Raw genomic sequence first — 13,301 nt, forward strand, 5'->3', positions numbered from 1 at the left:
CACACAATAACTTTATCGTTTCAGCACCATTTGCAGCGATGCCATCCGGTTGACGCGGCAAACTAACGCAAGCCACGGCCTTAAGGAAAAAAAACATGCTCCATCCGCGAGCCAGAACCATGTTGTTATTGTCGCTTCCCGCTCTGATCCTGGGAGTTGCCTCCAGTTTAGTCCTGATTGTGGTCATGAAGTTTGCCTCCATTTTGCAGGGCGTACTCTGGCAACACCTGCCGGGCAGTCTGGGGATCGCTGCCGATTCTCCCCTCTGGATCATACTTATCCTGACGCTAACCGGGGTGCTGGTCGGTCTGGTGATTCGTTACAGCAGCGGACATGCGGGTCCTGATCCGGCCACTGAACCGCTGATCGGCGCGCCAATTTCACCCGCTGCGTTGCCGGGTTTAATCATCGCGCTGGTGCTGGGTCTGGCGGGGGGCGTCAGCCTAGGTCCCGAACATCCGATTATGGCTGTTAACATCGCGTTAGCCGTGGCGCTGGGTCGTCGGTTTTTCCCACGAATTGGCGCCCTCGACTGGACCATTCTGGCTTCCGCCGGCACCATCGGCGCACTGTTTGGCACACCGGTCGCCGCCGCGCTGATTTTCTCGCAAACCCTGAGCGGCTCTAACGATACGCCGCTGTGGGATCGCCTCTTTGCGCCGTTAATGGCGGCAGCGGCAGGTTCACTGACCACCAGCCTGTTTTTTCACCCGCATTTCTCGCTCCCGATCGCCCACTACACCCAAATGCGCATTGTGGATATTTTCTCCGGGGCCGTGGTAGCGGCGATTGCTATTGCGGCCGGGATGGTGGCGGTCTGGTGCTTACCCCGATTGCACGCTTTACTGCACCGCCTGAAAAATCCGGTGCTGATCCTCGGCGCCGGGGGATTCCTGTTAGGGCTACTCGGCGTAGTGGGTGGGCCGTTAACACTGTTTAAAGGCCTGGACGAAATGCAGCAAATGGCGTTCAGCCAGACGCTTGGCACAATGGATTTCTTTATGCTCGCGGTGATTAAGCTCGCCGCGCTGGTCATTGCTGCAGCCAGCGGTTTTCGCGGAGGACGGATCTTCCCGGTGGTATTCGTCGGCGTGGCGTTAGGGTTGATGCTGCACGCCCACGTTGATGCTGTTCCGGCGGCGATTACCGTCTCCTGCGCGATTCTGGGTCTGGTTCTGGTTGTCACCCGGGACGGCTGGCTCAGCCTGTTTATGGCTGCAGTAGTGGTGCCGGACACCACCCTGCTACCGCTGCTGTGTATTGTGATGCTTCCGGCCTGGCTGCTGCTGGCGGGCAAACCGATGATGATCGCCAACCGGGAGGATAAATAGTCAACCGCTGTTACGTGACTCCAGCGCCTGGGTGACTTTACATAACAGGACGGGTAAGTCGGCTTTCGGCAGCACGACCTCAATCAGCGAGAGCCGTTGTGGACGCGCCAGCCGGGCCAGCACCTCCTCGAGCTGAACGGCCTGCGTCACCCGCCAGCATTCGGCCTGATCCGCAAGGCTGAATGCCCGAGGGATCTGCGTCCAGTTCCACGAAGCAATATCGTTGTATCGCTGTTTCTCTCCGTGGATCGCACGCTCGACGGTATATCCGTCGTTATTGAGCACCAGAATCACCGGCGTTTGCCCGTCGCGCAACATGGAGCCGATTTCCTGGATGGTCAATTGCGCCGCACCATCGCCGCTTATCAGGATAACCCGACGCTCAGGCGCCGCCGTCTGCGCGCCAAACGCGGCGGGCAGCGAGTAGCCTATCGAACCCCAGAGCGGTTGAACCATCAGTTCCGCCCCCGTGGGCAACGACAGAGACGCCGCCCCAAATGCCGCCGTTCCCTGATCGGCGATGATCAGATCGCCGGGTGCCAGCGCCTGCTGCACGGTATACCAGAAGTTCTCCTGAGTCAGTGGTCCTCGTTCGATGTGCGAGGGTACGGTCGCAGGTTTAGCGGGCGGCGACGCAAAAGAGAGTTCCAGACACAGCTCACGCAACGTGGTGACCGCCTGCTCCATAGACAGACCGCTGAACCAGGTTTCCCCCACCCGCGATGCCTGCGGCTGCACCTCAATTGTGCGTTCCAGCGCCAGTTGCTGGGTAAAGCCAGCCGTCAGCGTGTCGACAAATCGGGTTCCCACGCAAATCGTGATATCCGCCTCTTCTATCGCCTGACGGACTTCGTCGCTGCTGGCCCCCCCGCTGTAGGTGCCGACAAAACCCGGTTGCTGTTCGTCGAAAAGTCCTTTCCCCATCAACAGGGTGGCATGGGCTAAGGGCGTCTCGGCCATCCAGCGTTGCAGGACTGGTTGTAGACCAAAACGATGGGCGAGAAAATCTGCCAGCAGCGCCACGCGCGGACTGCTGATCAGCTTTTGTCGGGCATGGTAACGAAATGCCGTGACTACATTCGCCTGAGATTCCGGCACTGAAATATCCAGCGCTGTCGAAGGAGGCGATGCCGGACGTTTCGCCACATCCGCAGGCAGCATCAGGTAACCCGGACGATGGGCGGTCAACATCGTGTACAGTACACGGTCGATCTCATGACAGGCATTTTGCTCATCCAGCAGCGCGCTGGCCGCACAGAGGGGCTGGCTCATCCGGTAGAAGTGCTGGAAGTCGCCATCACCCAGCGTGTGGTGCATCAGTTCCCCACGACGTTGCGCCCCGCGACACGGAGCACCAACGATATGCAAGACGGGAACATATTCCGCATAACTGCCCGCCAGGCCATTCATGGCACTCAGCTCTCCTACGCCGAAAGTGGTCAGCAACGCGCCGGTTCCGGCGACCCGGGCATAACCGTCCGCTGCATAGGCGGCGTTAAGCTCGTTCGCACACCCGACCCAGCGCACCTGTGGATGGCCGATGACATGGTCAAGAAACTGCAAATTGTAATCGCCCGGCACGCCAAACAGATGCCCGATACCACACCCAGCCATTCTGTCGAGCAGGTAATCCGCAACGGTATAAGGGGTTTGCATGACAGCTTTCCTTCTGACGATAACCTCATGTTGAGTATTGAAGAAGCATCCGGGCTGTCCAGAAAGAGGCGGCAATGAGGGTGGAAAGCAGAATTTACAGCGTCCGGAGTGAAAATGGCATTGATAAATGACGAGTGTAAACGTATACACTGGAGAGCTGAATTCACTGCGAGGGAAGACAATGGTTTACCAGCCTGATGAAAATCGCTATCAGAAAATGGTGTATCGCCGCTGCGGTCAGAGCGGCCTGAAGCTACCCGCTATTTCGCTTGGCCTGTGGCATAACTTCGGCGATACCACCCAGGTAGAAAACAGCCGGGCCCTGCTTCATCGCGCGTTTGATCTGGGGATCACTCATTTCGATCTCGCCAATAACTATGGCCCTCCGCCGGGTTCAGCGGAACGTCACTTTGGCCGCCTCCTTCAGGAAGATTTTTTGCCCTGGCGCGACGAACTGATCATCTCCACCAAAGCGGGTTATACCATGTGGGATGGCCCTTACGGCGACTGGGGATCCCGCAAGTATCTGATTGCCAGTCTGGATCAAAGTCTGAAGCGGATGGGGCTGGAGTACGTGGATATTTTCTATCACCACCGTCCCGATCCTGACACGCCTCTGCAAGAGACAATGAAAGCGCTGGATCACATCGTGCGTCAGGGAAAAGCGCTGTATGTCGGGATTTCCAATTACCCGGCTGATCGCGCCCGTGACGCTGTCGATATTCTCAACGACCTGGGCACACCGTGTCTGATTCACCAGCCCAAATATTCAATGTTTGAACGCTGGGTAGAGGACGGATTGCTGACGATGTTGCAGGAAAAAGGAGTCGGCAGTATCGCGTTTTCACCGCTGGCAGGAGGACAACTCACCGATCGCTACCTGAATGGGATCCCTGCAGACTCCAGGGCCGCAAGCGGAAGCCGTTTTCTGAATCCGGATCAGCTTACCGCCGGGAAGCTGGAGACCGTGCGCCAGCTCAATGCGCTGGCTGAAAAGCGGGGACAAAAACTGTCGCAGATGGCGCTTGCTTGGGTACTGCGTAACGACAACGTCACCTCAGTGCTGATTGGCGCCAGTAAAACCGCGCAGATTGATGATGCGGTCGGCATGCTGGCAAATCAACATTTCACCGACCAGGAGTGCGCCGACATCGACAACATTCTGAACGGCATGCGCTAAGCGTTTTTTTAGCAATTCGTGCTCTCATTCATGATTTAAGAGTTAAGGCGATGAAATGGGGCTTTACGGCCCCGTAATATTACGTTAACAGGCCGATTACGGCTTCGATCGTGAAGGAGATAAAGAATGTTCAGGTCACTGATTCTTGCGGCAGCCCTACTGGCTTTTACACCGCTTGCCGCAAATGCGGGCGAAATCACCCTGTTGCCATCGATAAAATTACAAATTGGCGATCGCGATAATTACGGTAACTACTGGGACGGCGGACACTGGCGTGACCGTGACTACTGGCATCGCAATTATGAATGGCGTAAAAATCGCTGGTGGCGACATGACAATGGCTATCACCGTGGCTGGGATAAGCGTAATGCTTACGAGCGCGGATACCGCGAAGGCTGGCGCGATCGCGACGACCATCGCGGGCGCGGAAAAAAAGGCCACGGTCACCATCATTAAAAAAAGAGCCTCCGGGCTCTTTTTTTATGGTCAAATCCTGCGCTTTTTATCCTGCACCATTTGCCCTTGAGCAAAAAACTCCTGAACGTATCTTATCCTCATGAAAGTTCACGTCAGGATTAACTTATGAATGCTAATTTTAAGAATGAAATTCAGACATTCGGTCGATCGCTGTTATTGCCGATTGCCGTACTGGCGCCCGTGGGAATGGTCATGGGAATTAGCTCTGCGTTAGGCCAGAGCTATATGATAGAAAAACTCCCGTTTCTGGGGAACGAACTATTTAAAGCCATCCTTTCTTCGCTGGGATTAATCAGTAGCGTGGTATTCAGCAATATCCCATTATTATTCGCGATGGGTGTGGCATACGGCATGTCTAAAAAAGAGAAAGGAATTGCGGTTTTTGCTTCCGTGGTTGCTTATCTGACGCTACTTATCGCTATGCACGTTCACCTTAAACTGGCCGGTACGCTGGCGAAAGATGATCTGGCATTCGTTGGGCAAGGAATGGTACTCGGTATTCAGACGCTGAAAATCGAAGCGCTGGGCGGTATTATTGCCGGATTGCTGGCAGCCAAAATCACTGACCGATTTTACCGACTACAACTTCCTCTCGCCTTTGCTTTTTTTAGCGGTAAGAAATCCGTTGCGATTTTAGCCATCGCCTTTGCCATCCCCGTGGGATTAATTATTCCCTTTATCTGGGATCTGTTTACTGCCGGTATGCGTGCTATTTCTACTATTATGATGGCGCCCAATATTGGAGCCGGAATTTACATGACGCTCAACCGTCTGTTAATTCCCTTTGGTTTGCACCATGTACTGAGTTCTACCGTCCGCTTTACCGCGGCTGGCGGCACCTATCTCATTGACGGACAAACGTACGTCGGCATTTTGCCAGCGATTAATAAGATCCTGTTTGAGCTTGGCCCTTCTCATCCGGCCTGGAAGGAATATATGCCGACGCTCACCAGTTATCTGGCGTCATCACAAATGCTCACCACGCTGTTCCGCGTGCCGGCGATTGGTCTGGCGATGTACCACATGGCCTATTTTAAGAATAAGAAATTTGCCAAGGGGATGATTCTTACCGTGGTGCTCACCGCGATGCTGGGGAATATCACCGAACCGCTGGAGTTTTCCTTCCTGTTTATTGCTCCACAACTGTTTATTGTTTATGCCCTACTCTGCGGCTTACTGACTATTCCACTGCAAATGCTGGACGTGTCTATCGGCTATATTCGCGGCACGATCTTCGACTTCGGTATTTTTGGTCTGATGTATGAACATACGCACTGGGTGAATTTACTGCTCCTCGGCGCCATTAACTTTGTCGTTTTCTACGTGGTTTTCCGCTTCGCTATCGCTCGCTTTGATATAAAAACACCGGGACGCGAAAGTGAAACGTCAGACAGTACCTTGCTGAATAATAAAGAGTACGACAAGGTCGCTGAACTGGTCATTCAAGGATTGGGCGGAAGCGATAATATCAAACACGTTGAAAACTGCGTGTCGCGTTTACGTGTCGATGTAAAGGATCAGAAAAAAATGGATATGACCGTGCTGAAAGAATCGGGATCGCTGGGCACCTTTATCCCCTCCAGCAACCATGTCCATGTGGTCTTTGGTCCACACGTCGAATTTGTCCGCAACGCGGTAGATGACCGCCTTGTCGGCGCGAAATAAGCTTAAGGAGACAGGAATGCGCGCACTGTATGATTCAAAAAGTAAAACCATCGACGATCGGGGAATGAAAACGCTGCTCGCTCAACCCGCGCGAGTCCAGTCCTGGCTGGATGTCGAAGCTGCCCTGGCGCTGTCTCAGGCCGAATACGGGATGATTCCCACCCGTGCGGCAGAAAATATTGCCGCCAACTGTCGCGTCGATAAAATCGACCTGACAGAAATGGAACGCCTGCTCCGTGAGATTGGGCACGGCTTTGTCCCGGTGATCAAAGTGCTGGTGAAAGCCTGCGACAGCGAAAGCGGGAAGTATGTGCACTATGGCGTCACCACCCAGAATATCCAGCAAACTGCGCAGCTTTATCTGGCAAAGCAATTCGACGACATTCTGCAGGGGTTTTTGAACGATATTCTGCGCAACCTGGCGAAGATGGCCGCCGATCATCAGGCGACCCTGATGCCAGGGCGCACCCACGGTAAGCATGCCTTACCCATTACCTGGGGCTATAAGGCTGCCGTATGGATTGACGAACTGTTGAGTGCTCAACAGCGCATGCAGGAAGCTGAAAAACGCGTTTTCACGGTGATGATGGGGGGCGCGGTCGGGGCATTTCACGCCACCGGCGAAACAGGACGTCGGGTGCAGGATCGTGTCGCACAGCGGTTGGGAATGCACTCCATGGCGATCCCTTCGCGTAACTCCCGCGTTTATCGTACGGAATACATCAGCAATTTGTGCCTGCTCGCCACCACGCTGCATAAAATCGCCGAAGAGGTGTATCAGACCTCCAGCGAAGAGTTCGCTGAAGTCTCTGAAGCATTCACCAAAGGAACGGTTGGCAGCAGCACTATGCCGCAAAAAGTGAACCCAAAACTGGCTAAAGGGATTATCGCCAATGCGCAGAAATTGTATTCCGTGCTCACCTCCTGCCTGTATGTCAGCCCTCGCCCGTTTGAAGCGGACAGTTCCGCCTACTTTATCTTCGATGGCAATATTCAGGAGAGCATGGAGCTCATGGCGGAAATCGTGATGCGCGCGGAAGAGCTGACCCGCTCGCTGGTGATTAACCCTGAACGTATGCGACAAAACGTCCATTTAACCCACGGGTTGATCAATAGCGAAAAAATCATGATGCAACTGGTGGAGCGACTGGGCAAAGACGTCGCGCACGAGCGCGTGTATCAACTGGCGATGCGCAGCACTCATGAGGGATTGCCCTATGCCGACGTGCTGCGTGCAGACGCCCTGATTCGCCAGAATTTTAACGATGAAGAAATTGACGCGCTGCTCGACCCTGCCCACTACATCGGTTTATGTGCAGAAATCGCTGCCGAAACCGCAGCGCGCGTGTGGGAGAAAGAAGATGGCTAATCCCCTGCTCTCTCTGGCAAGTGACCGTATTGTCACCCCCGATGGTGTAAAACGCGGCTATCTTCACATCGAGCGGGGAAAAATTGTTGGCCTGGATAATACCCCCCGCGGCCAGGTGGTTGATTACCAACATGCGATGCTAATGCCGGGTTTTGTCGATATCCACGTCCACGGTTGGGGAAGAGGCTCATTTGCCTGGAAGGGGGAGCGTCACTCTTTACAGGCGATGAGCCGGGATCTGGTTAATGCCGGCGTCACTGCCTGGCTCGCCACATCCGCAACCCAGCCAGAAGCGTTCTTACTGGAGAGCCTGTCCACGGCCGCAGACTGGATTACGCAAGCAAAAGCAGAAGACGGTGCTGAAGCCGTGGGCATTCATATGGAAGGACCGTTTATCAATGCCAAATATAGCGGAATGCAGCGCAAGGAAGCGATCCAGCCCCCCAGTATCGAGGGCTTTGAACGCTATCAGCAAGCTGCTCAGGGGCATATTCGCTTAATGACTCTGGCGCCAGAATTGCCGGATGCGCTGCCGCTGATCCGTCATTTGCGCCAGGCTGGCGTCATGGTATCCGCAGGGCATACCGATGCGACGTTTGACGAAACCACCCGAGCAATTGAAGCAGGATTAAGCCACTTTACCCATGCCTTTAGCGCCATGCGTGGATTACACCATCGCGAGCCTGGCGTGGTCGGCGCGCTGATGTATCACCAGGACACCTTCGCCGAAGTAGCGAAACAAAGCGGCATCACCCTGCGCCCGGAAGTGTTCGATATTCTCTATCGGCTGAAAAAAGATCGTCGTCTGGTCATGGTCAGCGATTGTCTGGGGTATGTGGATTTCCCGGAAGGGTTTGAATTTCACCATTACCTGCGTCAGGAGACGTTTCGTATTCGCCATCATCTTCTGGAAATTACCGATCGCGACGGGAATAGCCGCACGGTGTCGCCCGATGACTGGGCGGACGTCTGTACACTGGAGATGAGCTTTCTGGATTCCGTGAAAAATGTGGTTGATCGCCTGGAGAATAGCTGGGTTTCCGTGGCGCAGATTGCCTGCCTGAACCCGGCGATTCTCGCTGGTGTTGAACAGCGTAAAGGCAGCCTGACGCCCGGAAAAGATGCCGATATTCTGGTCCTGAATGAAACAGTAAATCTGGAGGCCGTCTGGTGTCGCGGCGTCTTACAGCCACTGGCTAAATAAACACGTCACCATAATGGCGTTCGAGGAAATCTCTGAGCGCCTCAGGACTCATGCCCTGTACCTGCTGAACAAACTGCTCAGCGGGTATTTTTTTGCGCGTAGAAGGAAGCCCGCGTTCACGTAACAGTAAGAAATCATCCTGCGTCAGCCAGAAATTGACTTTCACGTAATCCAGCCCGGCGTACTTCAGATGGCTGGAAATTTTATTGGTAAAGGTAATCAGCAGGTCAAATTCCAGATGCTGCAACTGTTCAATTTCATTGATGTTAATACAGACCGGGATATCAATATGAAAACGTGACAGCAGGACTTCCTTAAAGTACCCCACCTTACTTTCCGATGAGTTAGTAACGATGATGACCCGTTTTTTAGGTTCACTCACCACCCGATTTTTAAGCTCATATTTTTTCGTGATCAACACCAGCGTCGCCAGATGAATGGGGGAAAACGCGGTTTGCCAGCTTTTTTCGATTTCGCTTATTGCATGCTGTACATCAGCCCAAAGCGCCGGGTAGCGATTCTCAACGTTGTGAAGCTTTTTATCATCAAACCAGAGATGAAATTTATTCTGAATGATGGCGGCATAGATGAAGTTATACATCTCCGCAAACCAGGCGCGTTGATTGTAAATGGGGTTTTTCAGGCAACGGGATAAACGTTCACAGGTACGTTTAACATGTACAACGAGTCGGGCATCGTAGAGAGTAAACGGGCGATGCGTAAATGTCAGCGAAGCGATCAGCAGATCCAGACAGCGATTTTCCTGCGGGTCAGTCATGACCTCAAAAGGAAACGTCGTTAGCATCTGTGTCGCCGTACTCGCTTTGATCACATGTCCCCGGCGGATACGGTGTAACGCGAGGCTCAGATACACCAACAGATATTTTCGCCCATTGTATCCCAGGGTGTTAACTGGCCGAATCACATCCTCATAATAGCGTGCCGCCTGGGTAATATCCGTAGCGCATTCGTGCAAAAACTGTTCGGCAATCGAACGGCTGATCGGCTCATTCGCCTGATGGGCGATCAATTGATGATTTTCACCAATCTCAACGGTTTTGAGAATCGACATGCAGACGGCCAGTCGCAACGAGAATTCATCGCCGACCAGCCGGGAACCGATTCGTGGAATGCTTTGTACCGCCAGACCATGCGCCTGAACCAGGCGCAGCATCACCGGGTTATCATTTTTTACCGTCCCGGCGCTGACATAAAACTTTTTGTAGTACTCGTTTTTATTCACCACATCATGCAAACAGAGCGTGACCAGGAGATCCCTCACCCGCTCTTCCGCCGTGGTGATATAGCGATTAAAACGCACGCATGCTAAAAATTGCCGGTATTCGCTATAGCCAATACGGGTCGTAATAAACTGATTATCCTGATGGAGCTGAACAGGTTCCGGTAACAGCTCATTGAGCTCTTTCATCGTACGTTTTAGCGTAGAGAGCGTTTTACCAAAACGCTGAACCGCCTCGTCAATTGACAGCGGGCTGTTATCCTGCAGATATTTGAGGAAAGAGAGATCAAAGTGATTCATGAACGCTCGCCGGTGATGAATGCAGGTGACAGCATAGCGGAAATGGAAACGTGAAACCGTGAGCTGCTGCGGGTCGCGACCGGCAGATTACAGTCCTAGCGCTGTCCCAACCAGCAGCCACAGGTTCAACGCCACCACCAGCGCCACGATCATCCAGCCGATATGTTTTACCCAGCGGGTATTGACCAGCTCGCCCATCAGAGTGCGATCGCTGGTGAAAATCAGCAGCGGCACCAGCGCCAGGGCGATACCAAAACTCAGTAATACCTGGCTCATCACCAGGATGCGTGTCGGATCCAGCCCCAGCAGAATCACAATAAATGAAGGCATCATCGTGATGGTACGGCGGACCCATAACGGAATATGAAAACGGACAAATCCCTGCATCACAACTTGACCCGCCAGCGTCCCCACCACCGTTGATGACAACCCGGCCGCGACCAGGCTCAGGCCGAATACCGTCGCCGCCGCGTGGCTCAATAACGGTTCGAGCGTCAGATAAGCCTGATCCAAATCGGCAACGCCGGTGTGACCACTAAAGTGAAACGCCGCCGCGGCAGTCGCCATCATCGCCAGATTGACAAACCCCGCAATGGTCATGGCGATCGCCACATCCCATTTTGTTGCCGCGTAGCGCTGTTGACGGGTACCGCCGTGCAGATGTTGCGTTAACGACGAGTGCAGATAGATAACGTGCGGCATGATAGTAGCACCGAGTACCCCTGCGGCCAGAAACACCGCTTCAGAGTTGGGCAAACTGGGGATCATCATGCCCTTACTTAATTGCGCGAAGTTGGGCTGGGAAAAAATCAGCTCGACAATATAGGCCATGGCAACAAACAGTAGCAGCCCGCCGATCACTTTTTCCAGCGGCTTTTGTCCGCGCCGCTGGAGCATAAGGATCAGGAAGGTGGCGATCCCCGTCAGCACCGCCCCCTGCAATAACGAAACGCCAAGGATCAGTTTGAACCCTATCGCCGCACCGATAAATTCGGCGAGATCGGTCGCCATGGCGATGATCTCCGCCTGCACCCAGTAGAACCAGACCACCGGGCGCGGATAGCGATCGCGAATTTGTTCGGCGAGATTTTTGCCGGTGGCAATCCCAAGCTTGGCGGATAACACCTGGATCAGCATCGCCATCAGGTTTGCCCAGACCACCACCCACAGCAGCTTATAGCCAAAACTGGCGCCAGCCTGAATATTGGTCGCAAAGTTGCCGGGATCGATATAGCCGATAGCCGCGATGAACGCAGGTCCCATTAATGCGAGCCTCAACTTGCGCGCTGCTCTGCCACTGCTACTCTCAACGCGATCGTTTGTCATCTTCTGCCTCGGAAACATAGCCTTTGCTATGTTTTATGTTATGCCTGATGAGAATGGTTATCAAGTGCATGAAAAAGAGGTAACCTTGATTTCTCTTATAGGCGGGAACGATTAAAGAGTGTGGGTACAGGAAATGCGCGTGGCATGTTTAATAATTGTTATTATATTAGCACAATAAATTAACTATTTACTTTCGCATTAGGCATAACAGAAGTGTATGCCGGATCACTATTTTTGAATCTCGTCACAGGTCCTGATTATAGTGTGTGTTAGATCTCGTTTTCTTTGCACACGTTGCATAGAATGTGCACGAAAACTTAACCTGCCTCATATTTGGAGCAAATATGGACCGCGTCCTTCATTTTGTCCTGGCACTTGCCGTTGTTGCGATCCTCGCATTGCTGGTAAGCAGTGACCGTAAAAAAATTCGCATTCGTTATGTCGTTCAACTGCTTGTTATCGAAGTGTTACTGGCGTGGTTCTTCCTGAACTCTGACGTCGGCCTCGGCTTCGTGAGAGGCTTCTCCGAAATGTTTGAAAAACTACTCGGATTCGCCAATGAAGGGACGAACTTCGTCTTTGGCAGCATGAATGATAAAGGGTTGGCTTTCTTCTTCCTGAAAGTTCTCTGCCCTATCGTCTTCATTTCAGCCTTGATCGGTATTCTGCAGCATATTCGCGTGCTGCCGATTATCATCCGTGCCATTGGTTTCCTGTTATCCAAAGTTAACGGCATGGGCAAACTGGAATCCTTCAACGCCGTTAGCTCGCTGATCCTCGGTCAGTCCGAAAACTTTATCGCGTATAAAGATATTCTCGGCAAAATGTCCCGCAATCGCATGTACACTATGGCCGCGACGGCAATGTCCACCGTTTCCATGTCTATCGTCGGTGCGTACATGACCATGCTGGAACCTAAATACGTGGTTGCGGCGCTGGTACTGAACATGTTCAGTACCTTTATCGTGCTGTCGCTGATCAACCCATACCGCGTTGACGCCAGCGAAGAAAACATTCAAATGTCCAACCTGCACGAAGGCCAGAGCTTCTTCGAAATGCTGGGTGAATACATTCTGGCGGGCTTCAAAGTTGCGATTATCGTTGCGGCCATGCTGATCGGCTTCATCGCCCTGATCGCCGCGCTGAACGCCCTGTTCGCCACCGTAACCGGTTGGTTCGGTTACAGCATCTCCTTCCAGGGCATCCTGGGCTACATTTTCTACCCGATTGCCTGGGTGATGGGTGTGCCGTCCAGCGAAGCGTTGCAGGTAGGCAGTATCATGGCGACCAAACTGGTTTCCAACGAATTCGTGGCAATGATGGATCTACAGAAAATCGCCGCCACGCTCTCTCCGCGCGCGGAAGGTATTCTCTCTGTGTTCCTGGTTTCCTTCGCTAACTTCTCGTCTATCGGGATCATCGCAGGCGCGATTAAAGGCCTGAACGAAGAGCAAGGTAACGTCGTGTCCCGCTTCGGTCTGAAGCTGGTTTACGGCTCTACGCTGGTGAGCGTCCTGTCTGCATCGATCGCCGCACTGGTTCTGTAAGACAGT

10 protein-coding genes are annotated in these 13,301 nt (G+C 53.3%); 7 read left to right on the plus strand and 3 right to left on the minus strand.

Annotation, left to right across the window (positions count from 1 at the left end):
* Positions 1-95 precede the first annotated feature (95 nt).
* Positions 96-1,331, plus strand: coding sequence for an ion channel protein (locus QNN88_RS04660; RefSeq protein WP_414239161.1), 1,236 nt, complete (start codon positions 96-98; stop codon positions 1,329-1,331).
* Here the strand turns inward: QNN88_RS04660 and QNN88_RS04665 are convergent, their stop codons facing one another.
* Positions 1,332-2,987 (minus strand): alpha-keto acid decarboxylase family protein, encoded by a 1,656-nt coding sequence (locus tag QNN88_RS04665; protein ID WP_414239162.1) that lies wholly within the window; start codon positions 2,985-2,987, stop codon positions 1,332-1,334.
* 181 nt (positions 2,988-3,168) lie between these two features.
* Here QNN88_RS04665 and mgrA point away from each other — a divergent pair, with 181 nt between their 5' ends.
* The 5 genes from mgrA to nagA all read left to right on the plus strand — a co-directional run bounded on the left by mgrA (position 3,169) and on the right by nagA (position 8,882).
* Positions 3,169-4,167: an L-glyceraldehyde 3-phosphate reductase gene (gene mgrA / locus QNN88_RS04670; protein WP_414239163.1), complete on the plus strand. Its 999-nt coding sequence runs from the start codon at positions 3,169-3,171 to the stop codon at positions 4,165-4,167.
* Positions 4,168-4,293: 126 nt separating this feature from the next.
* The gene (ypeC, locus tag QNN88_RS04675; protein WP_042999931.1) at positions 4,294-4,623 is read left to right on the plus strand and encodes a DUF2502 domain-containing protein YpeC; all 330 of its coding nucleotides are present in this window, start codon (positions 4,294-4,296) and stop codon (positions 4,621-4,623) included.
* A 126-nt stretch (positions 4,624-4,749) separates the two neighbouring features.
* Positions 4,750-6,309 (plus strand): PTS transporter subunit EIIC, encoded by a 1,560-nt coding sequence (locus tag QNN88_RS04680; protein WP_414239164.1) that lies wholly within the window; start codon positions 4,750-4,752, stop codon positions 6,307-6,309.
* Positions 6,310-6,325: 16 nt separating this feature from the next.
* Positions 6,326-7,678 carry an adenylosuccinate lyase family protein gene (locus tag QNN88_RS04685; protein WP_414239165.1) on the plus strand — a complete coding sequence of 451 codons (1,353 nt, stop codon included), beginning with the start codon at positions 6,326-6,328 and terminating at the stop codon, positions 7,676-7,678.
* Positions 7,671-8,882, plus strand: coding sequence for an N-acetylglucosamine-6-phosphate deacetylase (nagA, locus tag QNN88_RS04690; RefSeq protein ID WP_414239166.1), 1,212 nt, complete (start codon positions 7,671-7,673; stop codon positions 8,880-8,882). The genes QNN88_RS04685 and nagA overlap by 8 nt, the downstream gene beginning before the upstream one ends.
* On the opposite strand, the gene QNN88_RS04695 is transcribed toward nagA, so the two are convergent.
* Together QNN88_RS04695 and QNN88_RS04700 are read right to left on the minus strand one after the other, a co-directional pair.
* Complete coding sequence (locus tag QNN88_RS04695; RefSeq protein ID WP_414239167.1) at positions 8,875-10,422, minus strand: hypothetical protein; 1,548 nt, start codon at positions 10,420-10,422, stop codon at positions 8,875-8,877. The two genes, nagA and QNN88_RS04695, sit on opposite strands and share 8 nt — an antisense overlap.
* An 87-nt stretch (positions 10,423-10,509) precedes the next feature.
* Positions 10,510-11,748, minus strand: a complete 1,239-nt coding sequence (locus QNN88_RS04700) for an Nramp family divalent metal transporter (protein WP_414239168.1) — start codon at positions 11,746-11,748, stop codon at positions 10,510-10,512.
* A gap of 344 nt (positions 11,749-12,092) precedes the next feature.
* Here QNN88_RS04700 and nupC point away from each other — a divergent pair, with 344 nt between their 5' ends.
* The gene (gene nupC / locus QNN88_RS04705; RefSeq protein WP_042999925.1) at positions 12,093-13,295 is read left to right on the plus strand and encodes a nucleoside permease NupC; all 1,203 of its coding nucleotides are present in this window, start codon (positions 12,093-12,095) and stop codon (positions 13,293-13,295) included.
* The last annotated feature ends 6 nt before the right edge of the window (positions 13,296-13,301 follow it).

The organism is Citrobacter sp. ANG330 (genome assembly GCF_047467925.1).
GTDB lineage: Bacteria > Pseudomonadota > Gammaproteobacteria > Enterobacterales > Enterobacteriaceae > Citrobacter_A > Citrobacter_A amalonaticus_G.